Origin of the sequence: Rahnella bonaserana (genome assembly GCF_019049675.1) — a bacterium.
GTDB lineage: Bacteria > Pseudomonadota > Gammaproteobacteria > Enterobacterales > Enterobacteriaceae > Rahnella > Rahnella bonaserana.
On record NZ_JAFMOW010000064.1, the window covers coordinates 234,773 to 258,682 of the forward strand.

19 protein-coding genes are annotated in these 23,910 nt (G+C 50.8%); 9 read left to right on the plus strand and 10 right to left on the minus strand.

Annotated features, from left to right (window positions below):
• Positions 1-30: 30 nt before the first annotated feature.
• From J1778_RS15170 to J1778_RS15190, 5 genes are all read left to right on the plus strand, one after another.
• Positions 31-222, plus strand: coding sequence for a hypothetical protein (locus J1778_RS15170; RefSeq protein WP_112286547.1), 192 nt, complete (start codon positions 31-33; stop codon positions 220-222).
• A 154-nt stretch (positions 223-376) separates the two neighbouring features.
• Positions 377-2,164, plus strand: a complete 1,788-nt coding sequence (gene treZ / locus J1778_RS15175; RefSeq protein WP_217173879.1) for a malto-oligosyltrehalose trehalohydrolase — start codon at positions 377-379, stop codon at positions 2,162-2,164.
• On the plus strand, positions 2,161-4,686 hold the full coding sequence (gene treY / locus J1778_RS15180; RefSeq protein WP_217173880.1) for a malto-oligosyltrehalose synthase: 2,526 nt from the start codon (positions 2,161-2,163) through the stop codon (positions 4,684-4,686). The genes treZ and treY overlap by 4 nt, the downstream gene beginning before the upstream one ends.
• A 356-nt stretch (positions 4,687-5,042) precedes the next feature.
• Positions 5,043-5,540: a YciE/YciF ferroxidase family protein gene (locus tag J1778_RS15185; protein ID WP_217173881.1), complete on the plus strand. Its 498-nt coding sequence runs from the start codon at positions 5,043-5,045 to the stop codon at positions 5,538-5,540.
• Between the two features lie 346 nt (positions 5,541-5,886).
• The gene (locus J1778_RS15190) at positions 5,887-6,159 is read left to right on the plus strand and encodes an ElaB/YgaM/YqjD family protein (RefSeq protein ID WP_217173882.1); all 273 of its coding nucleotides are present in this window, start codon (positions 5,887-5,889) and stop codon (positions 6,157-6,159) included.
• A gap of 170 nt (positions 6,160-6,329) precedes the next feature.
• On the opposite strand, the gene J1778_RS15195 is transcribed toward J1778_RS15190, so the two are convergent.
• From J1778_RS15195 to J1778_RS15215, 5 genes are all read right to left on the minus strand, one after another.
• On the minus strand, positions 6,330-7,691 hold the full coding sequence (locus tag J1778_RS15195; RefSeq protein WP_217173883.1) for a NosD domain-containing protein: 1,362 nt from the start codon (positions 7,689-7,691) through the stop codon (positions 6,330-6,332).
• Positions 7,692-7,749: 58 nt separating this feature from the next.
• Positions 7,750-9,171, minus strand: coding sequence for a glycoside-pentoside-hexuronide (GPH):cation symporter (locus J1778_RS15200; protein ID WP_217173884.1), 1,422 nt, complete (start codon positions 9,169-9,171; stop codon positions 7,750-7,752).
• 125 nt (positions 9,172-9,296) lie between these two features.
• A complete protein-coding gene (locus tag J1778_RS15205; RefSeq protein WP_217173885.1) occupies positions 9,297-10,307 on the minus strand; it encodes a LacI family DNA-binding transcriptional regulator in 1,011 nt (336 codons plus the stop codon).
• 361 nt (positions 10,308-10,668) lie between these two features.
• Positions 10,669-11,505, minus strand: a complete 837-nt coding sequence (locus tag J1778_RS15210; protein ID WP_217173886.1) for an alpha/beta fold hydrolase — start codon at positions 11,503-11,505, stop codon at positions 10,669-10,671.
• 138 nt (positions 11,506-11,643) lie between these two features.
• On the minus strand, positions 11,644-12,540 hold the full coding sequence (locus J1778_RS15215) for a LysR family transcriptional regulator (protein ID WP_217173887.1): 897 nt from the start codon (positions 12,538-12,540) through the stop codon (positions 11,644-11,646).
• A gap of 117 nt (positions 12,541-12,657) precedes the next feature.
• On the opposite strand from J1778_RS15215, the gene J1778_RS15220 reads away from it, so the two are divergent.
• On the plus strand, positions 12,658-13,980 hold the full coding sequence (locus J1778_RS15220; protein WP_217173888.1) for a serine hydrolase domain-containing protein: 1,323 nt from the start codon (positions 12,658-12,660) through the stop codon (positions 13,978-13,980).
• 61 nt (positions 13,981-14,041) lie between these two features.
• Here J1778_RS15220 and J1778_RS15225 read toward each other — a convergent pair whose 3' ends face one another.
• A complete protein-coding gene (locus J1778_RS15225; RefSeq protein WP_217173889.1) occupies positions 14,042-15,154 on the minus strand; it encodes a mechanosensitive ion channel family protein in 1,113 nt (370 codons plus the stop codon).
• 247 nt (positions 15,155-15,401) lie between these two features.
• Between J1778_RS15225 and J1778_RS24615 the strand changes: the two genes are divergently transcribed.
• Together J1778_RS24615 and J1778_RS15230 are read left to right on the plus strand one after the other, a co-directional pair.
• On the plus strand, positions 15,402-15,767 hold the full coding sequence (locus tag J1778_RS24615; protein WP_238484736.1) for a hypothetical protein: 366 nt from the start codon (positions 15,402-15,404) through the stop codon (positions 15,765-15,767).
• 2 nt (positions 15,768-15,769) lie between these two features.
• Positions 15,770-16,273: a YqhG/Tai3 family protein gene (locus tag J1778_RS15230; protein ID WP_217173890.1), complete on the plus strand. Its 504-nt coding sequence runs from the start codon at positions 15,770-15,772 to the stop codon at positions 16,271-16,273.
• 75 nt (positions 16,274-16,348) lie between these two features.
• Here the strand turns inward: J1778_RS15230 and J1778_RS15235 are convergent, their stop codons facing one another.
• Together J1778_RS15235 and J1778_RS15240 are read right to left on the minus strand one after the other, a co-directional pair.
• Entirely contained in the window at positions 16,349-17,821 is a 1,473-nt protein-coding gene (locus J1778_RS15235; RefSeq protein WP_217173891.1) for a pyridoxal phosphate-dependent decarboxylase family protein, read from the minus strand.
• 18 nt (positions 17,822-17,839) lie between these two features.
• A complete protein-coding gene (locus tag J1778_RS15240; RefSeq protein WP_217173972.1) occupies positions 17,840-19,222 on the minus strand; it encodes a diaminobutyrate--2-oxoglutarate transaminase in 1,383 nt (460 codons plus the stop codon).
• Between the two features lie 752 nt (positions 19,223-19,974).
• Here J1778_RS15240 and J1778_RS15245 point away from each other — a divergent pair.
• Entirely contained in the window at positions 19,975-20,964 is a 990-nt protein-coding gene (locus J1778_RS15245; protein ID WP_217173892.1) for an aldo/keto reductase, read from the plus strand.
• A gap of 83 nt (positions 20,965-21,047) precedes the next feature.
• On the opposite strand, the gene J1778_RS15250 is transcribed toward J1778_RS15245, so the two are convergent.
• Together J1778_RS15250 and J1778_RS15255 are read right to left on the minus strand one after the other, a co-directional pair.
• Positions 21,048-21,935 carry an extended-spectrum class A beta-lactamase RAHN-1 gene (locus J1778_RS15250; RefSeq protein ID WP_063864600.1) on the minus strand — a complete coding sequence of 296 codons (888 nt, stop codon included), beginning with the start codon at positions 21,933-21,935 and terminating at the stop codon, positions 21,048-21,050.
• 124 nt (positions 21,936-22,059) lie between these two features.
• On the minus strand, positions 22,060-23,724 hold the full coding sequence (locus J1778_RS15255; protein WP_217173893.1) for a methyl-accepting chemotaxis protein: 1,665 nt from the start codon (positions 23,722-23,724) through the stop codon (positions 22,060-22,062).
• Between the last annotated feature and the right edge of the window lie 186 nt (positions 23,725-23,910).

Genomic DNA, 23,910 nt, shown 5'->3' on the forward strand with positions numbered 1-23,910 from the left:
TTAAAATTTACCGACGAGAAGGATACTTATATGGCTCCAGTCGCGAGTATATCAGGTGGCGTAATATTTATTATCATTGGCATCGTGATGCTGTGGTTATTACTCAAGGCTTATAAAGCCAATCAGAACAAGAAGTTCTTCACGCCGAGCAAATGCATGTTGCTCATCGGGACCGTCGTTTCTTTCATTATTTCCATCGTATTTTTCACCTCATCGTCCTGATGCCAGCACCGGTTTCATCACACTTACCGTTAACGCCCCGGCCCTGACCGGGGCCTGATGTCCGGCAGCCCCCCATCCGCTTAATCCTCGACTATCATTATTATTCGTTGGCTAACTGACCTTTTGATTGCCCATTTTTAAGCGAGGTAACGCGATGCATTTCAACGCATTCACCACCAGCTGGGGGGCTAATTTCATCGCCGCCGGCACGGTTCACTTTCGGGTCTGGGCACCGGGTCAGACAAAATTAACCCTGCGACTCTCGGGAAAGAACACAGAAATGTCCGCCGCTGAAAACGGCTGGTTCGAGCACGTGGCAACCGGTGTTTCTGCCGGTGAGGCTTACCAGTATATTCTGGCCGACGGCATGCCGGTGCCTGATCCGGCTTCCCGTGCCCAGCAGGCGGGTGTCAACGGCCCTTCGCTGGTCACGTCATCAGAAAGCTATCAGTGGCAGAACGCTGACTGGACAGGACGTCCGTGGGAAGAGTCGGTCATTTATGAGCTGCATGTCGGTACATTCACGCCGCAGGGCACATTCACAGCGGCGATGGAGAAACTGCCTTATTTAGCAGAAACCGGCATCACCATGATTGAAGTGTTGCCGCTGGCGCAGTTTGGCGGCAAACGCGGCTGGGGATATGACGGTGTTTTGCTGTACGCGCCGCATTCTGCTTACGGGACACCGGATGATTTCAAAGCCTTTGTCGATGCGGCGCACGGGCACGGCATCTCCGTGGTGCTCGATATTGTGCTCAACCATTTCGGTCCTGAGGGCAATTACCTGCCCTTGCTGGCACCGCAGTTTTTCGATTCTGAACGCCAGACCGCCTGGGGCGCGGGCATTGCTTACGATCAGGAGGGTGCCCGCCAGTACATCAGCGAAGCACCGCTTTACTGGCTGAAAGAGTATCACCTCGACGGGTTGCGTTTTGATGCGGTCGATCAGATGAAAGACGCCTCAGACCCGCATATTTTGCCCGAGATCGCCCGGCGCATTCGCGCAGAAATCACCGGCCGACAGGTGCATCTGACCACCGAAGACAGCCGTAATATTATCTTTTTGCATCCGCGCACGCCCGCAGGCGATGTTCCGCTGTTTACCGCTGAATGGAATGACGACTTGCATAACGCGGTTCACGTGCTCAGTACGGGTGAAACGCACGCCTATTATCAGGATTTCGCCAACGATCCTGCCGGGCTGGCTGCCCGTGCATTCGCGGAAGGGTTCGCATATCAGGGCGAAATTTCCCCGCAAAGCGGCAAACCGCGCGGTGAAAAGAGCAGCGGTCAGCCGCCGGTCGCTTTTGTCGATTTTATCCAAAACCACGATCAGATCGGCAACCGCGCGCAGGGCGATCGCCTCACCACGCTGGCCGGAGTGCGCAAAACGCGTATTCTGCTGGCCGCATTACTGCTTTCCCCTCATATCCCGCTGTTGTTTATGGGCGAGGAGTATGGCGAAACCCATCCGTTCCTGTTTTTCACCGATTTTGAAGGCGAGCTGGCGCAGGCCGTTCGCGAAGGACGCGCCAGAGAATTCGAAGGCCACAGTGGCTATGGCAGTGAAAGCGTGCCCGACCCTAATGCCCTCACAACGTTTGAAAGCTCTAAACTTGACTGGCATAAACCCGTCAGCCCGCAAGGCGTGGAAAGTTTGGCGCTGACCCGCACATTGCTCTCTCTGCGTCATGAATATGTAGTGCCGTTACTCACTCCGGCTCAGGGCAATGTGGGCAAGATAGTGCAGGCCTCCGGCGGCGTTCTCGCCGTCACCTGGACATTCCCCAAAGGCATCCTTTCCCTTGCCCTCAATCTCGGGGAAACCAAACAACCGCTGCCCGACCAGCCGGGTGAAACACTTTTTGCCTGGCCCGAAGCGACAGAAGCGTCAGAACCCGGCTCCGTCATCGTCCGTCTTTTCAGGGGAGAATCAACGTGAACATACCCGCTGCGACCTACCGTATTCAGTTCCGCGATGGCGTGGATTTTGATAAAGCAGTGGCACTTGTGCCTTATTTAAAGCGGCTTGGGATCAGCCACTTATATGCATCGCCGGTTTTTACCGCGACCTCAGATTCCACGCACGGCTACGACATTACCGACGCCAACGAAATCGATCCGGTATTAGGGGGACGTGCAGGATTTGATCGCCTGTCAGAGGCGCTGAAAGCCGCAGGTCTGGGACTGATCCTGGATATCGTGCCAAATCATATGGCCGCGTCGCTGGAAAACTCGTGGTGGCGAGACGTCATTGAACACGGCGGGAAAAGTCGTTATGCGCGGCATTTTGATATCGACTGGTCGCGGCGGCTCACCCTGCCTTTTCTCGGCGATACTTTTGAAGAGGTGCTGGAAAAAGGTGAAATTACCCTGAAAGCGGATCCCCGGACCGGTCAGCCTGCTTTTGCTTATTTCGACGCGTACTATCCTCTTGCGCCAGACACTTACGGTGCCAGCGAAACCACGCCGGATAACGCCGCGCTGGCGGAGTTACATCAGCGCCAGCCCTACCGGCTGATGTCATGGCGCGATGCGCCCCGTGAACTTTCCTACCGGCGATTTTTTGAAATCACCGGTCTGGCGGGCGTGCGGGTGGAAGATGACGCGGTATTCGACGATACGCACCGCTTAATCCTCGAACTGGTGCATTCCGGCGCGGTGGACGGGTTACGGGTGGATCATGTGGACGGTCTGGCCGATCCAAAAGCTTATCTTGAACGTCTGCGGGAAAAGGCCGGTGCGGATTGCTACATCACGGTGGAGAAAATCCTCGGTAAAGGCGAACGTCTGCCCGCTGACTGGCCGGTTTCCGGCACCACCGGTTATGAATTTATCGCCGCACTTTCCGACGTGCTGGTCGAGGATGAAAATATCGCGGTGCTGCGCAATCTGTATGAGAACGTGGTCGGCAAACCGGTGGATATGCGCGACGAATTACGCGCCGCCAAACTGATGATGGTCGAGAAAAATTTCGAAGGGGAATTCAACACACTCTGCCAGCTGGCGCTGAATATTGCAGAAGAGGAAAACCACACCTGGGATGCCAATACCTTGCGGGCAGCGCTGCGTGAATTACTGATCGCCTTCCCGGTTTATCGCACCTATGGCACATCGCGGGGACTGCCCGCCGGTGACGCTGAACTGCTGCATAAGATTATCGGGAAGATACAGACCTCATCCCTTGCCGTTCCTGGGGATATCCTCGAATTTCTGGCGCGTATTCTCTCTGCGCAAACACCGGAGTCGGTATCCGGTCAGGCTGATCTGTTCCGTACCCGCTTCCAGCAACTGACGGGGCCGCTGATGGCGAAATCCGTGGAAGACACGCTGTTCTTTCGCCAGCATATGGATCTGGCCCTGAATGAAGTCGGTGCAGAGCCTCTGCTGCGCAGGTTCTCTCTCGACCGGTTCCATCAGGAGATGGCCCGCCGTCTTGAGGAACAACCGGCAGCACTTTCCACCACGTCAACTCATGATACCAAGCGCGGTGAAGATGCCCGTGCCAGACTGTTTACCCTGACCGAAGCACCCGAGCTCTGGGCCGAAAACGTTACCCGCTGGCATCAGATGAATCAGTCGAAAGTCATCACTTTACCCGACGGCCCCGCACCGAAACTGACCGGCGCATGGATGCTTTATCAGGCGCTGGCCGGTGCATGGCCGGCAACACTGCGTCCGGCCGATGAGGACGGTTTACGTGAACTCAATGAAAGATTTCAGCTTTTCGTTGAAAAAGCGCTGCGCGAAGCCAAGCTGCGTACCAACTGGGGCGACAGCAACGACGATTATGAAAACGCGGTGCTCGGCTATGCCCGCCATCTGCTTTCGCCGGATAACAGTCTTTTTCTGAATGATTTTTACGCCACAATCCGTCCCTTTATCCGCGCCGGTCTGGTGAACAGTCTGACCCAAACGGTGATCAAAATGATCGCTCCTGGGGTGCCGGATATTTATCAGGGCAGCGAAGTGCTCAATTTCAGTCTGGTGGATCCGGATAACCGGCGTCTGCCTGATTTCGATGAGCTGGAACAGCTGCTGGTGAACAATGAAAAACCGGCGTGGGACGATGAAACCGCATGGACAAGCGGGCAGCTGAAACAACATGTTGTTACCGTTCTCGCCCGTTATCGTCAGCAAGAACCCGCGCTGTTTCTGCAGGGAGATTACTTCCCGCTGGAAACAACGGGCGATCACGCCGATAAGGTCATCGCCTTTGCACGGCAGGCAAACGGCGATGCGGTAATTGTCGCAGCGCCCCGTCTGGTATTTGATGAACAAAAAGTCGGCTTTACTCAACCCGAAGGGAGATTTGCTGCACAGGTCCTGCTGCCCGCCCCCCTCGCTCACCACACTTACCGTGACCTGCTCAGCGGCAGAGAAATCAACGTGACCGGCCGGTTGGATCTCAGTACCTGGCCGCCTGATCAGCCGGTGGTGCTATGTTCTGTTTCAGCTAACTGACGGCGCATGAAAAGAAAGAACGAGGTGTTGCAATGTTTTTTATATTGATTGCAGCACCTTATTTAATTTCCATTTCCGCATCTTAATTAATTGCCTTAGCACATGCCTTAAAATAAATAAAATCCACTATAAAATCAGGCTCTGACAGCGGATCTCGCATCGGGAAGCCCCGGTTCAGTACATCATCCCTGTGCGTTATCACCTTAAAAATAGCGCATTGAAATAACATCATTTCTTTGAATTTTTGCTGTTATGAAGAATGTTATTTTCAGCTTGGGAATATTCTTAATTCGCAGTCATTTATTATAATACCGCTAAGCTAAGGGGGTATTCCAAATAACCCACAGGAAAATAAAATGTCTATTACCACTCTGAAAGAACTCTTTATTCATGATTTATCTGACGTTTACAGCGCTGAGCGTCAAATTACTAAAGCGCTGCCTAAAATGGCACGCGCTGCGACAGATCCCAAACTGGTCGAGGCGTTTAAATCTCACCTGGAAGAAACACAGGGTCAGATTGAAAGACTGGATCAGGTCGTCGAGTCCTCTGACGAACTGCGCATTAAACGCATGAAATGTCATGCGATGGAAGGGCTGGTAGAGGAAGCACAAGAGCTTATTGATTCTGTAGAAAAAGGTGAAGTTCTGGATGCCGGTCTTATCGGTGCGGCACAAAAAGTGGAGCATTATGAAATTGCTACCTATGGCACCTTAGCCGCGCTGGCGAAAAAACTGGGTTATACCAAAGCGGCTAAGTTGCTGGAAGCCACCTTGCAGGAAGAAAAAAATGCCGATATAAAATTAACGTCAATTGCTGAATCGGAATCGGCTTCCGCCAGCAAAACCCGTTAGGGCATGATGAGGCCCGCCTTACAGGCGGGCTCTGTCAACATGGAATAACCTTTCCCATCGGGCAGAATATAATGAAAACAAAATAAACACCTTATAGAAACTGAAACTTCAATATCTAAGTGGAATGGAAATATCACAATTTTCATTCATTAATCACACAAGTTACAAATACCTTAATCCGCTTACGCAATCGACATAACTCTTAAAATTCCCCTTCAGAAAAAATAAGAAAAATCTCAACCATTAACATATCCTTACAGCATATCTGATTTTTTATTCTGTATTAACGCCATAATCTAAAAATATCGACTACGCTTAATAACGGTTAACTAAAGGAGATAGAGATATGTCATCACATGATATCGATGCAGACGCAAACCATCTGGCAGATAAACTCGAAGACAAAGGCAACCAGCTTGCCGGTGAAGCACAAAAACAATTTGGCGATTTTGTTGATTCTCCTAAGCACCAGATTAAAGGCGCAGCGCGGAAATACTCGGCTCAGGCCGGTGAAGTCGTCTCTGACGTCGCGGAGAAAATCAAAGAAAATCCTCTGTCCGGTTTGATCGCGGCAGGTGCAATTGGTGTTGTGCTGGGTTTACTGCTTGGCCGGAAGTAACAACATCTGGCAGATCATAAGAAAGTGAGTAAGCTGGCATAGTCCGCATAAAAAAGGCCTCCGGGCCTTTTTTATTGCCTGAAAAACCCGCAGATACTTTCGACGCCCCTTTGTCTGTCGGCTGCCAGCATGGAAAACTGAGCGGGCTCATCACCCGCCCCCAAAACGCATTAACGTGTCAGACCCGGCACAGGAGTCGCTCTGAATGCGTTTACGTCCTTATCCATCACAACCTGTGAGTCGGCACCCGAATCAAGAATTGTATTTTGATGTGATTCTGCTTCTATGAGGACGCTGGTTACACAAAGCGGTTCCAGTCCGGAGACAGCCAGTAACGCCCCCACTTGTGTTGAGAAACAAGTGCCTGCTGTCGCGGCAGATGATTGCGCTGTTTCAGTTGTGGCAACAATGTGATTGTCAGAAATAAAGTTCCCCGCTCCCGCGACAATATGCATGATGACCGGCGTTGCACCTGCTGGTGTAATGTATTGTGTGTCAATGGATTCAGAAATATGATTGCCAATAATGGAGTTATTATCGCCATTGATATAGAGCAGGCCATACAGATCATCTAACCCATTGTTGTAAGCCTGCATCGGTGCCCAGGGTTCACGTTCACGGAAGAAATGGTTCGCAGAGACGAGATTTTCTGCACTGCCCTCCTCCAGCACCATCATTCCCGGATAAAAGGAATGGAATCTGTTAGCAGACACAGAGGAACGCACTACGCCCGAGAAATGCACACTGCTTTTGCCGCGCGGGAAAATATTGTTTGCCGTAATTAATAACCCGCCGAAATTTTGAGCATAAATCGAATACCCGCGATAACCGGCACCGATCAAGTTATCGGTTATTTTCGATGCCTGCCCGGACTCACGTAATTCAATGCAGTTACCACATTCAGCGATAAAATTGTCATGTATGGACAGTGCATCGGCGTTATAGACCGTCACGCCATGCTCCAGATAGACGAACCCCATGCCCGAGACGCGAAACGAGTCCTGAGCGCTGGCAATATAAATACCGGTTTTGCCATTGAGATAGCTATTTTCCGGATCGTCACTTCCTGAACCCTCATCGACAAAGTGCAATCCATCAATACAAAAGTCACTGAACTCTACTGAACTTATGCGCGGATCACCGCTGCGTGCGACATAAAATGCAGCGCCAGTATATTCCTCAGCATCAGCCGGAGGAGTTATGTTGACGAGGACCCGGCTGCCGCCCGGCCACAGTTCGTGCCAGTTTGGCCATTCACTTTGCGGCGTATTATATCGAATACTCGAAGAGGTAAAACCATGTCCTGAACCCATAATTTTCAGATAGCTGATATCAATGACTACCTGACTGAGAAGAGAATAATCTCCCGGCGGAATATAGATCACAGCACCGGGTTTTCCTCCTTGATTATTATCCGTCGCGGTTTGCCGGCTTTTAATATCAGCAATAATACTGTTGATAACCTCACCGATGTCCTGATAAGGATTACCGACATTCCACTCAGTGACATCGTAGTAGTTGTTGCTCGCCATTTATTAAATCCTTCTATAAAATTAACACGAATGAAAATAAAGCTGACTGTTTATTTTTTTAAAGAACAGGAGTATCTTTGAATTCCTGCGAGGGGACACCGCCATTTTCCAGTTGACGTTTTGCGAGATCGACTTTAATTCTTTCCAGAACAGCGTTGTTAAGCTTAAAATAACGCACCATGAATGCGCTGACAAAATAACTTACCATCGGCAGCAAAGAGAACATAATAATAATCCCCTGCAAAGTCTGCGTATTTTGTTGTGGCTTATTGGCAATATACCCCGTATAGGACAATATCCAGGCAACGATCGCTCCGGCTACCGCCAGCCCCATTTTCAACATAAACAGATTGCCCGCGAAAGAGATACCGGTCATGCGTTTGCCGAATTTCCAGTCCCCGTAATCGTCTACGTCGGACATCATGGCCCACAGAATGGGCCCGGACTGAATTAAATGCAGAATATTGATAATCACAAATAATGTGATTAGCGGCACCAGCGATTTTGGATCAACGAACCACAGGGCAAAAGAGAGGATGCCGAGAATAATATTGATAATGCGGAATAACTTAACTTTATCAAAGCGGTCAGTCAGAGGTTTAGCGATAACACTGCCCAACATATTGCAGGCGACACCTAGCGCCATAAAAAAGGTAATAAATCCAACAGAAGCCTGCATCACATAGGTCGCGTAATAAATGGTGACCGCACCGCGAATAAAGGCGGGGAAAACGTTAAGAAAGGTAATCGAAATCATCAACAGCCATTGGTCATTTTTAGCGATATCTTTCAGATCCTTCAGTAACGAATCGCCGGACTTAACCGAAACAACGCGTTCTTTAATACTGGAAAAACAGAACAGGAACATGAGCGTTGCGGCACCGCCCATGATCGCCATCGTCAACTGAAAACCAGATGCCCGGCTACCGTTCCCCAGCCAGTCGGTTAACGGTAAAATGGAGGAGGAAACAATCAGCGTTGCCAGACCATTGAGAAAGAAACGCCATGACAAACAACCCAGCCGCTCCTTTTGATTAAGTGTAATCACGCCTGCTACTGAGCAATAGGGGATATTGATAGCGGTATATATCAGCGACATAATCAGGTAGGTGACCCAGGCATAAATAATTTTTCCGTTCATGCTCAGGTCAGGTGTCGTGAACATTAATATGGCACCAAGACCAAATGGCAGCGCCATCCACAATAACCAGGGCCGGAATTTACCCCAGCGGGTTTGTGTGCGGTCGCAAATCGCCCCCATGATCGGGTCGCTGAAAGCGTCGAAAACACGGATCACCAGAAATAATGTCCCCACGACGGCGGGAGATAATCCATACACATCGGTATAAAACCATGTCAGATAAAGCGCCAGCACACTCCAGATCATACAAGAGCCGGCATCTCCCATTCCGTAACCGATCTTTTCTTTCAGCTGCAGCTTTCCGTAAGCACTTTGCTTTTCCATTGCAATATCAGACATAAAATTACCTCAATAATGCGCAGTCATGAATTTAAACACAGGCTATTACCACCAGTACCGGTGTCAAAAATTAAAGAAGATATCTCATTTACTTTCAAACAACGTTAAATCGTGATGCGAAGATATTACAGCGTGGTGATATTAATCGCTACACTACTCTCGCGGATAATAAGCCGTGAGACAATCTCATACATTTCGATATTTTCCTGCTCACTTTCGTTATTGACCATCGTAAATGCCAGGTGTGCGATTTCGTTTATAGGTTGAGCCACGCTGGTGATCTTTTTAGTTTGTGCCAGCAAGGTATTATCGAAACTGGCGATAGCAATATCCTGAGGTACCGCCACCTGCCTTTCTTTTAATCCATCTATAATATAACTGGCAGCGACATCATTATAAACCCAGAGGCATGTGCATTGATTTTTCCGGGCTACTAATTTTTCAATAATATCCTCAAGTATACTGATATGGCCTGATACTCTTTCTCCTTTACCCTTCTCAATCCAGAATTGATTCTCTTTATCGAAAGTTAAACCCTGACTCGTGATTTTTTTACTCCAGGAGGAAACCTTTCTATTATCGACACCTTCCTGAGCAACAAAACCAAATGTGGTATGACCGCTTTTTATAAAATGTTCTGCGATACTTTCCGCACCTTTGCTTTGGTCTATAGAAACGGAATTAAAAAAGCGTGAAACCTGTGTTACCACCGCAACCGGAATATGGGTGGCGATTAACCACTCAGAAAGTTCGGCCTCTGCTTCTGTCGGCACCCACAACAAACTGTCTATTCCCATGCCGATTAAGGTGTGAATAATTTGCTTGTCCTGCTGAGGCTGATTCTGGTGAGTTTTCACGATCACCGATTTACCGATATATCTTGCTTCCTCTTCAAATGTTGCCAGTAACTCGCAAAAATGAGGGTTAACAAGGTTTGGCAAAACCACTGCAATCAGCCCTGAACATTTACCACTGAGCTGAAACGCACTCTTACTTGGCACATAGCACAGGTAATCCATTGCCTCACGCACCACTTTACGTGTTTCAGGTATCACACCGCGATGGTTATTCAGAACGCGTGATACGGTAGCAGTAGAGACTCCCGCTTTTTTGGCTACGTCTTTGATGGATGCCATGGTGATGAGCTGCGTCGCTTAACAAGGGCTTCACTATAAAGTGTGATAAAGGTCAAAAATGTAAGCCAGTTCACATGTTGTCGCGTTACATGGATCCCCGTTTACCCGCTCAATTTAAGCAGCCTCTGCAGTGATTCCGCATCTGACACGGGAAATTGTTTGCGACGAGAACCAGAATTCTCCTACACATTTCTGTCACACAGGAAGTGTATGATGACCATCTCTGTAGCAACCTACAGAAATCTCAAGAGTTCCCCTTGTAACGTTAAAAACGCCCGTTTCCCCTGACGGGCTTTTTTACGCCTTGCAGAAAAAACCCGCCATGTCAGCGGGTTTGTGTATGACATAAAGGACGCAGAAATTATCCGCGGATAAACGCCAGAATGTCCTTGTTGATGACGTCGGCGTGCGTGGTGTGCATACCGTGAGGATAGCCCGGATAAATCTTCAGCGTGCTGTCCGCCAGCAGCTTATCCTGCAGGAGAGCGGCATCTTTATAAGGCACAACCTGATCATCATCTCCCTGCAAAACCAGCGTCGGTACCGTGATGGCTTTCAGATCGTCGGTCTGATCCGTTTCTGAAAACGCTTTGATCCCTTCGTAATGCGCATTGGCGCTACCGGTCATTCCCTGACGCCACCAGTTATTGATGGTGCCCTGGGACACTTCTGCGCCGTCGCGGTTAAACCCGTAAAAAGGTCCGGAAGCAACGTCTAAATAAAACTGTGCACGGTTCGCAGCGAGCGCACTGCGAAAACCATCGAAGACCTCGACCGGTGTACCGTCGGGATTTGCATCCGTCTTCACCATCAGCGGTGGCACGGCGCTGATTAATACCGCTTTCGCCACACGGCCCTGTGGCTGACCGAATTTCGCCACATACCGCGCAACCTGTCCCCCGCCGGTAGAATGGCCGATATGTACGGCATCATGCAGATCAAGATGTTCAGCCACAGCAGAAACATCCGACGCATAGTGATCCATATCGTTACCTTCACTGGTCTGATCCGAACGTCCATGCCCCCGGCGGTCGATGGCGATCACCCGGAAACCTTCAGCGAGGAAGAACAACATCTGATTGTCCCAGTCATCCGCACTCAGCGGCCATCCGTGATGGAAAACAACAGGTTGCTTGTCTTTCGGACCCCAGTCTTTGAAGAAAATGTTAACGCCGTCTTTCGTTTTAACAAAAGGCATAGTAAGAACTCCTCAGCAGATTTTCGGGAAAACAGTCGGGTTTGCAGGGCGAGGTTCAGATAAAAGATGTTCAGAAAGCGTAGCAAAGCCCGCTGAAATTGCCTGCCTGAGGGCACATATTTCTGGCGATAACCGCCCTTAACGCCGGAGGCTGTTACGCCATAATTCCGGCAATACGCTGATTAATCTGCCGGTGACCGGCTGTTTTGTCTGACCGGGCTGCCAGACAGCCACCATCGTAATCGTCAGCCCCTGATTGCCTACTTCCGTCTCCACCGCCTGCACGTTCTTCCATGTCGATGCCTGATAATGCGTCGGTAAAAAACCCCAGCCCTGCGCATTTTCCAGCAAACTGCGCATCACAGCGCGCTCATTGACATACAACGTATGACCCGAAATTTGCAACCGGCGGGCAATCTGCTCATCGTGCTTGTGATGCATGACCAGCTGAGGTTTCAGGGAAAGATTGAGCAGAGTCAGCGGGCGCTGCTGATGCTGAAACAACCCGCTGGCGGCATAAAAATCCAGTTCAATACTTCCCAGCGCACACCATTCCATATCCATGCCCAGCGCACGATTGTTAGCCTGACAGACTGCAATCTGCGCCGTCCCGGCATTAAGGGCTGCCTCGGCCTCTTCTCTCGATGCGCTCCATGCGCTGAAGCGGATCCCCTCTTTCGCCATCACTTTGATAACCGCATCCATAAACGCCTGCGGGACGAAGGGATCGTAGACCATCACCAGTTCCTGCTGCTCAGGCTGCGGCAGCGACTGCGCGTAAAACTCAAAGGCCTGAGCCTGACGCATCAGCAAATGCGCCTGCCGGTGAAGTTGCTGCCCTTGTTCCGTCAGCACCAGAGTACGTCCCTGACGGATAAACAGCGGATAGCCCAGCGCGTCTTCAAGATAATCAATCAAATCACGCAGCGTGGTGCGGTCTTTACCCAGTGATAATGCGGCCCGGGACAAATTCCCCAGTTCAGCGACGCTGGCAAAAGCCTCTATCTGCGAGAAGGAATAACGTAATGCGGACATTTCAGCTCCGTTGCGTATCGGATTTATCGGGGGATTTTCCCCCATTAGCTGATTTTTTTAAACCCTTTACCCTCCTTATACTCATGTTTCCCGATACTCTGATGGACAAGCCAAAACATGAACACATGGAATAATCCCCTCTTAAAACCTCTGATGCTGGCTGTGGCCATGAGTGCAGCAGTCTCGTTTATAACGCCTGCTTTTGCAGAGCAACCACAGGACTGCGGTGGTATCAAACTCAGCACCTGTCCGACGCCATTCGATAAGACGCTTCCGGCTGCCAAAGACATGCTGAACTGGGATCAGGCCGACCGCGTCACAGGTTTTCGTAACGATTACCGCAATTATGCCGGCGACGTTTTCCGTCATGGCAAAGCCACGCCATTTGCACAGGCAGAAAAGCAACTTCAGGATCCAACGTACAGCGTGAACGGTAAAACCTATACGCTGCAGGATTACCTGAAGCGTGAAAATGTGACCGGTATGCTGGTACTTAAAGACGGCAAAATCGCGTACAAATATCTGGGCGAAGGCAATACAGACCATACCTTGTGGACATCCCGTTCTGTGGGGAAATCCGTGGTGTCGACGCTGGTCGGAATTGCCATTAAGGAAGGCAAAATCAGATCCCTGGATGACCTGATCACCGACTACGAACCTGATCTTAAAGGCACGGCGTGGGAGGGCGTAACGTTGCGCCAGCTCATCCAGCACACTTCTGGTGTGGCATGGAACGAGGATTACACTAATCCCGCTTCGGATTTTGCTCATCTCACGCAATGTGAAGCGCAGCCGGGCACCTACGATTGTGTACGCAAAATCATTACGGGTTTGAAACGGGCGCATCCGGCGGGTGAATACTGGTCGTATTCTTCTGGTGGTGCATGGCTGCTGGGCGATGTGCTGGAAAAAGCCACCGGCGTGCCGCTGGCGAAATATCTGGAAAAGACCCTCTGGCAGCCTTACGGCATGGCGCAGGATGGCGTCTGGCATTCCTATCAGCAGGGAAAACATGACGTCGGAGCGCATGGATTTAACGCAACTCTGGAAGACTGGGGACGTTTTGGTGAGTTTGTGATGAGCGGCGGCCAGTTGCCGGACGGCAAAAAAATCCTGCCTGAGCACTGGCTGGAACAGGCAGCAGACTGGAATAAGGCGAAGAATTCAGTTTCCGCTGCGCATCCGGACGGGATGTACGGTTATCAGTGGTGGAACAATGCTGTGCCGGCCAATGCCAAAAACGTCACGCCAGCGCCGTCTGAATCGTTAAAAGGTTCGATGTGGGCACTGGGCATTTATGGTCAGGTGATTATGGTGAATCGCGCGGAAAATCTGGTGATTGTCCAGTGGTCAACATGGCCACAGGCAGAACCTGATTTCAGCGCACAGCCGCTGGAAGCATCGCTGATGTACAGCGCCATCGCACAACAGCTGCGTTAATCAGATCCACAAAAAGACAGGGTTGCAGCACTGTGATGTGCGGCAACCCTGTCTTTTTATCTTAACCCTGTGGTTTTGCGCTGGCAGCTTCCCATTCCCCAATGCCACTTTTCTCCGGTGTTTTAACAATCATATTTGGCAGCGCCATCTCAATACCGTTTTCAATGAGCTTTTCGATAATGCGGATATTAATTTCCTGCTGGATATCCATATATTTATTGTAATCGGCGGTATTAACGATATGAACCACCTCAATATTTAAACGGTCGGTGCCAAAACCCAGAAGATGCGCGCGGTCGAATTTTGTTTCGCCCACATCAATAATGATCTCTTTGACCATGTCACCGATATTACGCAGCTTATCCGGCGGCGTATTGATGGCGATACCAAAATTGAACACGATGCGGCGGGTCTGCATACGCTTGTAATTATGCAGCGTCTGCTGAAGCAAAATGGCGTTCCCGCAGACAATCTGCTCGCCGCTTAAACTGCGGATCCGCGTGGTCTTCAGGCCGATATGTTCAACCGTACCGGCGACATCATTGAACACCACAAAATCACCAATTTCGAAAGGCTTATCAAAGCCAATCGACAGCGAGGCAAATACATCGCTGAGGATGGTCTGGATAGCCAGCGCGATAGCAATACCGCCCACGCCCAGACTGGCGACCAGCGCGGTAATGTTGACGCCAACGTTAGCCAGAATGGATAACAGCATTACCGACCAGACCATCGCGCGGAATATCAGCCCAGTGATCACCAGCGTCACCGGATTTTTGTTCATGCCCGGCTGCCGCATGATATGCCGCAACCACGACACCACACCCTGATCAAGCCATAGCGCCATTTGCAGCGCCAGCACCAGAAACCACGCATGGCTGATGGTGTTGTAGAGATTGTCCGGCAGATTGACGAACCGCAGGCTGAACAGGAATGCGGCGACAAATATCAGCAGATTATTAGTGCGGTTGAGCATATCGCCCAATATAAATCGCATTCTGTTGGTCGCCGGATGCACCTCTCCCCAGCTCTTAACGCCTTTGCGCAGAAACGACAGTAACCAGCTCAGCAGCCAGTAAGTCACCAGCGTAACCACCACCATCGTCGCGACGCCAATCCAGAATGCCGGTGTCATCACCAGCGCGATAAAATTGAAGTGTGACAGAAAATTCATCGTCCCTCCCCGCTTTCAACACAAAGTACCAGTATAGGAAACGAGGCCCGGGCGATCGAAAGAATAGGAAAGTTCGGTGAATAGGCGGGTTGTTACAACTTAACAGAACGGATCCAGAACTAACCCCGATAACAAACTTCTGAAAATAACCTTTCGCACCTTTAGTGCTTTCTGCCCGTTATTTCCAGGGCGTATTTTAGCGTTTCGACAAACGTAGGATAAACAGTGTTTTTACTTTGGAGCAGTTATGAGTTGGAACAGGGACGCAGCAGTTTCGCACATACGAACACACGCGAGCGGAGGTTCACTAAGCCGCTGTGCTGAATACACCAGACAAGCTATTGAAGCGGGAGGCACAACCTTTGACCGGACTGCAAATGCTAAAGATTATGGAGCACCGTTAGAGCGTGCCGGTTTTCGTGAATTACCTCGGGGTTCAACGCTTCAACCAGGGGATGTAGCAATTATCCAGCCCTACACAGGGGGAAACCCGTCAGGTCATATGACCATGTTTGACGGCACAACATGGTATTCAGATTTCAGACAACGCACGATGTATCCGGGTGGGGGCTATCGCAGAGCCCAACCCGCTTATAAAATTTACAGGAAGTAATAATGCGCATACTCGCCATGTTGTTCATCACCCTGCTGACCGCATGCACCTCTCCCCGAACAGATGACCAAAAGGCCATTCAGCAGGTCACTGACTTTTATCATTATTACCTGAACACGTTCATGAGTTCTCCTTCGCCAGCCCTCCAGTCGGCTGAAATGCGTCGCTATGTCGCCACAGACACTCTTAAGCAGCTGGAAATAATCAGCAAACTTCCGGAACCTGATATTTTTAATGTTGATTATTTCACTTACTCACAAGACTATGATCCCGCGTGGATTGCCGCCTTCAAAACAGGTGATATCCGTGATCTGATGGGGGGTAAAGTCGTCGATGTCTGGCTCGGAATTCAGGATGGAAAACACGAACATTTAGCAGCTTATGTCAGGCTGGAGGAGAACAAGTGGAAGATATATCGTGTGCGTGATATCTCAAATAAATTTGAATCCCCTATTTTCGATGATTTCACTATAGAAAATATCCGCACTAACAGCATGTCTGAGTGAATCTTCACAAATAATAAAGCCGGTGACACTTTCGTATCACCGGCTTTTCGCTGCGCCTGGGCGCAGAACTAAAACTTACTGGTTCAGCAGTTGCTGTGCGGTTTTCTCAACCAGCGCCAGCAGAACTTTCACGTCTTCCAGCGTCACCGTCGGGTTCAGCAGAGTCAGTTTCAGGCAGGTCACGCCGTTATGCTCCGTCACGCCTACGTTGGCGCGACCAGATTCCAGCAGCGCATCGCCGATTTTCTGGTTCAGCAACGCGATAGCCACATCGCTGCTGCCCGCCAGTTGCTCAGGACGATAACGGAACAGCACGCTCGCCAGCTGCGGCTTCATCACCAGTTCCAGCGCGGCTTCAGAGGTCACATACTGCGCGACTTCCTGTGCCATCGTCACACCGTGATCGATGATGGCGGCATACTGTCTCTGACCTAATGCTTCAAGACCCATCCACAGTTTCAGTGCATCGAAACGGCGGGTGGTTTGCAGCGATTTGGACACCAGATTTGGCACACCAGCAGCTTCATCGAACTCAGAGTTCAGGTAAGCCGCCTGATAACGCATCAGCTCGTAATGACGCTCTTCTTTGAGCAGGAACGCGCCACAGCTGATGGTCTGGAAGAACTGTTTGTGGAAGTCCAGAGTGATGGAATCCACTAACTCGATGCCGTCCAGATACTCGCGGTATTTTTCGGACAGCAACAGAGCACCGCCCCACGCCGCATCCACATGAACCCAAATCTGATGCTCAGCGGCCAGTTCAGCAATGGCGCGCAGCGGGTCGATAGCACCGGCGTCGGTGGTTCCGGCGGTCGCCACGATCGCGAGTATCTGATCGCCATTGGCCTGCGCCTGTGCGACTTTCTCGCGCAGATCGTTGAGGTCCATACGCGCGAACTCATCGGTTTTAACCAGCGTCACACACTGGTAACCCAGACCGAGCAATGCCATGTTCTTCTGCACAGAGAAGTGCGCATTTTCAGAACATAACACTTTAACTTTACGCAGATTACCGATCAGACCATCCTGCTGAATGGAATGACCCTGACGGGCAAAGAAGGCATCACGCGCCAGCATCAGACCCATCAGATTGCTCTGGGTGCCGCCGCTGGTGAACACGCCCGCGTCGCCAGCCTGATAGCCAACCTGAGTACGCAGCCATTCAATCAGTTTCATCTCAATGATGGTCGCTGACGGGCTTTGATCCCAGGAATCCATGCTCTGGTTAGTGGCGTTGATCAGCACTTCCGCCGCCTGGCTGACGACCAGGCTCGGGCAGTGCAGATGCGCAACACATTGCGGATGATGAACAGACAGGCTGTCTTTTAAAAAGTATTCAATGGCGCGTTCAATCGCGGCCTGGTTACCCAGGCCGTTTGGATTGAAGTCCAGTTTGATACGTTCACGCAGTTCAGCAACGGTTTTGCCCTGATACATCTCAGGTTGTTGCAGCCACTGCACGACAGCTTCAGTGCTCTGCGCAATGGCTTGCTGATAGGCTTCAGTGCTTTGCGCTGAACCTGCCAGAATCGGGTTTAACTCGGACATCAGAATCTCTTACTCCGCTCAGACAGGCTTGACGCCAGCCGCTAACAGCGCCTGCTCAAACTTATCGAGGAAAATACCCAGCTCATCATTGGTGATCAGCAGGGAAGGCAACAGGCGAAGAACGCAACCATTACGGCCACCGCGTTCAAGGATCAGGCCCGCTTCGAAGCATTTTTTCTGCAGCAGCGCAGACAGCTCGCCATCAGCCGGGTAGCAACCCATGTGATCCTGCGCTTCGCTCGGTTTCACGATCTCGATACCGATCATCAGACCCAGACCGCGCACGTGACCAATTACCGGGTAACGTTTTTGCATCTCAGCCAGTTTTCTTTTCAGCCACTCGCCCTGTGCAGCCACTTTCTCGGCAATTTTTTCTTCTTTCAGGATTTTCAGCGTGGTCAGGCCGGTCGCCATTGCCAGCTGGTTGCCGCGGAAAGTCCCGGTATGATGACCCGGCGCCCAGGCATCGAACTGTTTTTTGATACCCAGCACGGCCAGTGGCAGACCCCCGCCCACAGCTTTAGACATCACGATGATGTCCGGCTCAATGCCCGCGTGTTCGAAGGCGAACTGTTTGCCGGTACGGCAGAAACCCGCCTGCACTTCGTCGAGGATCAGCAGAATGCCGTGTTCCTGAGTCACTTTACGGATGCGCTGCAACCACTCAGCCGGAGCCGGGTTCACGCCGCCTTCACCCTGAACAGCTTCAAGGATCACAGCCGCAGGTTTGCGAACGCCGCTTTCCACGTCGTTGATCAGGTTTTCGAAGTAATAGGTTAATGCTTTAACGCCGGCGTCACCGCCAATGCCCAGCGGGCAGCGGTACTGGTGCGGATAAGGCATAAACTGCACTTCCGGCATCATGCCGTTAACCGCTTCTTTCGGAGACAGGTTACCGGTCACCGCCAGCGTGGCGTGCGTCATACCGTGGTAGCCACCAGAGAAACTGATGATACCGGTACGGCCAGTGACTTTTTTAGCCAGTTTCATTGCCGCTTCAACAGCATCAGCACCCGACGGGCCGGTGAACTGCAGGCAATATTCTTTGCCCTGTTGTGGCAATACAGAAAGCAGATATTCGGAGAACTGATCTTTCAACGGTGTTGTCAGATCCAGTGTATGTAACGGCAAGCCGCTGGTAATGACATTTTGGATGCTTTGCAGCACGTCAGGATGATTATGTCCCAGAGCCAGCGTACCCGCGCCCGCCAGGCAATCAAGATATTGATTATTCTCAACATCAGTGATCCACACGCCATGGGCTTTCGCAATTGCCAGAGGCAATTTACGAGGATAGCTCCGAACATTCGATTCAAATTCAGCTTGTCTCGCCAAATAGGTTTCATTGTTTCCGTTTAATGAATTCGCACCTAAACTGTCAATACGGACTTTATCCGTCATCATATCTCTCCTACAACCGCGGGTTATTGGTAACGCCGCAATTGAATAAATGGAATTTAAAAGTAAGTACCCTGTGAAAAACGCGGCCAATATATGGCTTTTTTGCCCCCACCTCAATAATTTATTTTGTATAGAATTGTTTATTCTTTTGCATACTAATCAATATGTTGCTGATTTAATGAACGATCGTGCTGAGTTAAGCCCATAACGCGGTCATTAATAAAGGCCAAAAAGGCACTTCCGGCCTGTTAAACACAGGCTAAACAGGGATTCCCGCAGGCACTTTCCCCCTGCGAAATCGCGAAGAGGTTTGGCCAGACAGCCGTGACGATGCACGGGTCGGAAAACCTGCAGCAGACAACTTAGTTAACATAGCTATTATAGCCGCGGGGACCACAGATAAGCGCCAGTAATAATTAAACCGGCAGTAACTGGCTGAATATTGGCCTGATATAAATGTTTAAATATATTTCACCGATATCAATTCCACTTAGGGACGAAATAATCCGGATTTTTATTACTGCTTATTAAAACTGTTAATACAAAGCGGCTTTTCAAGGATATAACGGCAGCATCCTGTTGATTCATGAATCCTGCTCATAAGATCTTGCAGATAACCCCCTCTAATCTGATTAAAGTTCTGCGTCTAGTATGACTAACACTACGCACCTGCCGTTGCCCGCAACGGGAAATCACAAAATCCCATAATCACAAGATGACAGGATTTTAGAAGTCAATCAGAGGAAAATCACATGCAAAAACGTCTGCTGGGAAAATCCGGCCTTGAAGTCTCATCACTCGGTTTAGGTTGTATGGGACTGAGCCATGGCTACGGGCCTGCCACAGGGACTCAACAGGCGGTTGAATTGATCCGCGCTGCCGTCGAACGGGGCGTCACTTTCTTTGATACCGCCGAAGTCTATGGTCCTTATCTTAACGAAGAAGTGGTTGGCGAGGCGCTGGCACCGTTTCGCGACAAAGTGGTGATCGCGACAAAATTTGGTTTCACTTTTGGCGATGATAATAAGCAGCAAATCCTTAACAGCCGCCCGGAACATATCCGCCAGGCCGTTGAAGGTTCGCTGAAGCGTCTGAAAACCGACGTTATCGACCTGCTCTATCAGCACCGTGTTGACCCGGAAGTACCGATTGAAGACGTCGCCGGTACGGTGAAAGACCTGATCAGCGAAGGTAAGGTGAAGCATTTCGGGCTGTCCGAAGCGGGTGCGCAGACAATCCGCCGTGCGCACGCGGTACAACCGGTGACCGCACTGCAAAGTGAATATTCAATGTGGTGGCGTGAGCCGGAGCAGGAAATCATCCCCACGCTGGAAGAACTGGGGATCGGTTTTGTGCCATTCAGTCCGCTCGGTAAAGGTTTCCTGACCGGTTCCATCACCGCTGATTCAACGTTCGGCAGTGACGATTTCCGCAGCCTTGTGCCACGTTTCTCTCCGCAAGCGCTGGAGGCCAATCAGCAACTGGTGGCCGTTATTCATCAGATTGCGCAGGACAAAAAAGTGACGCCTGCGCAGATAGCGTTAGCCTGGCTGCTGGCGCAGAAGCCGTGGATAGTGCCGATCCCGGGCACGACTAAACTGCACCGTCTGGAAGAAAACCTCGGCGCCGCAGAGGTGACACTGTCGGATGATGAACTGCGTACCATAGCCACCGCACTGGAGACGGTGAAAGTTCAGGGCGACCGTTATCCGGCCTCACTGATGGCACGCGTCGGCCGTTAACCGGGTTGGGCGTTAGACAGACATAAAAAAGGGTCCCTGCGGACCCTTTTCTTATTGTTCCAACTGATCTTTACGAGCGTGGTTCAATAACCCTGCGTCACAATCTTCGCCGCACTTGCCAGCACATCACGACGGGATTTTGCATCTTTTTCCGGTTGGGTGAAATACGTCACCAGCACCAGCGGCGCTTTATTTTCCGGCCAGATCACCGCGATATCATTGGTGGTGCCGTAATCGCCGCTGCCGGTTTTATCGCCAACAACCCAGGTCGCCGGTAAACCTGCGCGGATGCTCATCGCGCCGGTGGTGTTACCCTTCATCCATTCCACCAGTTGTGCGCGCTGCGGTTCAGCCAGCGCGGAGCCCAGCGTGGCATGTTGCAGGCTCAGGGCCATTGCACGCGGTGACGTGGTATCACGGTCATCGCCCGGGATCGCGGTGTTCAGCGTCGGTTCGGTGCGGTCCAGACGGAACGTTTTGTCACCCAGCGTACGTGCATAATCCGTGACCTTATGTGGCCCGCCGAGATGCTCGATAAGCTTATTCATGGCGGCGTTATCACTGTACTGCAAGGCCGCCGCGGCCAGCTCACCAATCGTCATGCCATCGTTAAGATGCTTTTCGGTAATCGGGTTGTAATTCACCAGATCCGATTGTTTCAGCGCAACATGCTGAGTAAGCAGATTCTTCTTAACTTCACTCTCTTTCAGGATCGCCGAAGCCGCCATGAACTTACTGGTGCTGCACATCGCAAAACGTTCATCCGCACGATAAGCAATTTGCGAGTTGTCCGCCGTATCAATCAGCATCACGCCCAGACGCCCGCCGCTTTCTTTTTCCAGCGCCGTCAGCTGTTGCTGAACTGACGTCATTTTCGTCGCTGTTTGCGCCCAGGACGCCGCACTGAATGCGAGCATTGGCACTACAGCCGCCGCCATCAGTGCTGTTTTACGCAGGGTATTTTTCATCATTAAAGCCGTCTCCTTTTTATTGGCGCAGGGATTATGGCAAAAGCTGATACAGAAAGTAAAAAACCCGACAGAATTTGTCGGGTTTAGACATAAAACAGAAATTTTTCAGAAACTGTGCGGAAGTTTAAAAGGTTTCCCAGTTACCTTCTTCAATAACAGGAACCGGCTGGCGGTTTGACAACAAGGCCGGTGTTTTCGCGTGAGCAGCCTTACGCACCGCCGCCGTCGCGGAACCTGCGCTGACTTTGAAGATGCTGATGGCCTGCGACAAACGCTCCGCCTGCTCATTGAGGGAATATGCCGCCGATGAGGCTTCCTGAACCAGAGCGGCGTTCTGCTGCGTCACTTCATCCATCTGCGTGATGGCTTTATTAATTTCCTCAATGCCGGTGCTCTGTTCGTTACTGGCGATGGCGATTTCGCCCACAATGTCGGTCACGCTTTTCACGCTGGACACCACTTCTGCCATCGTCGAACCGGCTTTCGCGACCAGTTGTGTGCCGTTATCCACTTTCGCCACCGAATCGTCGATCAGCACTTTGATCTCTTTCGCGGCACTCGCAGAGCGCTGCGCCAGATTACGCACCTCAGACGCCACGACCGCAAAGCCACGCCCCTGCTCACCGGCACGCGCCGCTTCAACCGCGGCATTCAGCGCCAGAATATTGGTCTGGAACGCAATGCCGTCAATCACAGCAATAATGTCGACGATTTTACGGGAAGACGCGTTAATACCTTCCATGGTGTTGACCACTTCGCCCACCACTTCACCGCCCTGAACAGCTACGCGGGAAGCCTGCGCGGCCAGCTGATTGGCCTGACGGGCGTTATCCGCATTCTGTTTCACGGTCGCCGTCATTTGCTCCATGGCCGACGCCGTTTCTTCCAGAGAGCTGGCCTGCTGTTCGGTACGGGAAGATAAATCCAGGTTTCCGGCCGCGATTTCGCCCGAAGCGCTGTGGATCGCGTTCGTGCCCGCACGCACTTCGGTCACAATTTTCAGCAGGTTTTCGTTCATGTTCTTCAGCCCCTGCATGAGCTGACCGGTTTCATCGCCTGAGGTCACCTGAATTTGCGTAGTCAGATCCCCTGCCGCGACATTTTCCGCCACTTTTACGGCAGTATGCAGAGGACGGGTAATGGAACGGGTGAGGAAGAAGCCCAGTGCTGCCGCGACCAGAATCGCCAGTACGGAGAAAATCAGTGTCAGCTGAATGGCATTGTGCCCGTCCGCGATAGCTTTTTTCCCTTCAGCCTGAAGCTGCTGATCTTGTGAGTTAGCAAACGCGGAAGCCAGATCCAGATAGGCATTTTGCGAGGTGGTCAGTTTGCGCAGAACGAACTCCGTCGCGCCGTCCATATCCCCGGCGCGAGCTAAAGCGACCAGTTGTTCTTTCGCAGCTTCAAAGATATCACTCGCATCCTGCAGCGCTTTAATCTTCTGTTTGCCGACCACGGTAGTCTGAATAGCGGCGATTTTATCCATCGCTAAATTAGTTTGTTTCACGGAGTCATCAAGCTGTAAATAACGTTTGTTATTTTGCTCTGGATTTTTGGTATCGATGACAATACCGCGAAGATATTTAATCTGATCGTTCACCCCGTCACGAACATCAAATGCCAGACGCACTTTGACATAACGGTCGCTGATTATTTGTTCGATACTGCTGTTAATACTGCTTATTTTAGTTACTGCCGTTACGCTGACGATGATCAGCAGCAGTATCACCAGACTAAATGCCGCACCCAGCCGGGCACCGACACGCATATTGTTGATCGCTTTAAACATTCTCTCTCCCTTATTTCCTGGCCAATAAAAATAAATACAATGAAAAATATTTCAAAATATTGATTGCATAGCGGAACTACATTTCAGATATTTATTTAATCCAAAAGGGTTATCGGTATAAATAAAGGAATCTTTAGCGAAGAGAATATTGGGAAAGTGTAAAGAGGAATGACCCTTTTGCTCCCT

Bases quoted from the DNA above. Each gene is read 5' to 3' on its own strand.
- J1778_RS15255 (WP_217173893.1), bottom strand. From the start codon at position 23,724: ATGTTTAAAGCGATCAACAATATGCGTGTCGGTGCCCGGCTGGGTGCG.
- J1778_RS15200 (WP_217173884.1), bottom strand. From the start codon at position 9,171: ATGTCTGATATTGCAATGGAAAAGCAAAGTGCTTACGGAAAGCTGCAG.
- treZ (WP_217173879.1), top strand. From the start codon at position 377: ATGCATTTCAACGCATTCACCACCAGCTGGGGGGCTAATTTCATCGCC.
- J1778_RS15230 (WP_217173890.1), top strand. From the start codon at position 15,770: ATGCGCATACTCGCCATGTTGTTCATCACCCTGCTGACCGCATGCACC.
- J1778_RS15215 (WP_217173887.1), bottom strand. From the start codon at position 12,540: ATGTCCGCATTACGTTATTCCTTCTCGCAGATAGAGGCTTTTGCCAGC.
- J1778_RS15250 (WP_063864600.1), bottom strand. From the start codon at position 21,935: ATGATGAAAAATACCCTGCGTAAAACAGCACTGATGGCGGCGGCTGTA.
- J1778_RS15190 (WP_217173882.1), top strand. From the start codon at position 5,887: ATGTCATCACATGATATCGATGCAGACGCAAACCATCTGGCAGATAAA.
- J1778_RS15245 (WP_217173892.1), top strand. From the start codon at position 19,975: ATGCAAAAACGTCTGCTGGGAAAATCCGGCCTTGAAGTCTCATCACTC.
- J1778_RS15240 (WP_217173972.1), bottom strand. From the start codon at position 19,222: ATGACGGATAAAGTCCGTATTGACAGTTTAGGTGCGAATTCATTAAAC.
- J1778_RS15235 (WP_217173891.1), bottom strand. From the start codon at position 17,821: ATGTCCGAGTTAAACCCGATTCTGGCAGGTTCAGCGCAAAGCACTGAA.
- J1778_RS24615 (WP_238484736.1), top strand. From the start codon at position 15,402: ATGAGTTGGAACAGGGACGCAGCAGTTTCGCACATACGAACACACGCG.
- J1778_RS15210 (WP_217173886.1), bottom strand. From the start codon at position 11,505: ATGCCTTTTGTTAAAACGAAAGACGGCGTTAACATTTTCTTCAAAGAC.
- J1778_RS15220 (WP_217173888.1), top strand. From the start codon at position 12,658: ATGAACACATGGAATAATCCCCTCTTAAAACCTCTGATGCTGGCTGTG.
- J1778_RS15205 (WP_217173885.1), bottom strand. From the start codon at position 10,307: ATGGCATCCATCAAAGACGTAGCCAAAAAAGCGGGAGTCTCTACTGCT.
- J1778_RS15170 (WP_112286547.1), top strand. From the start codon at position 31: ATGGCTCCAGTCGCGAGTATATCAGGTGGCGTAATATTTATTATCATT.
- J1778_RS15195 (WP_217173883.1), bottom strand. From the start codon at position 7,691: ATGGCGAGCAACAACTACTACGATGTCACTGAGTGGAATGTCGGTAAT.
- J1778_RS15185 (WP_217173881.1), top strand. From the start codon at position 5,043: ATGTCTATTACCACTCTGAAAGAACTCTTTATTCATGATTTATCTGAC.
- J1778_RS15225 (WP_217173889.1), bottom strand. From the start codon at position 15,154: ATGAATTTTCTGTCACACTTCAATTTTATCGCGCTGGTGATGACACCG.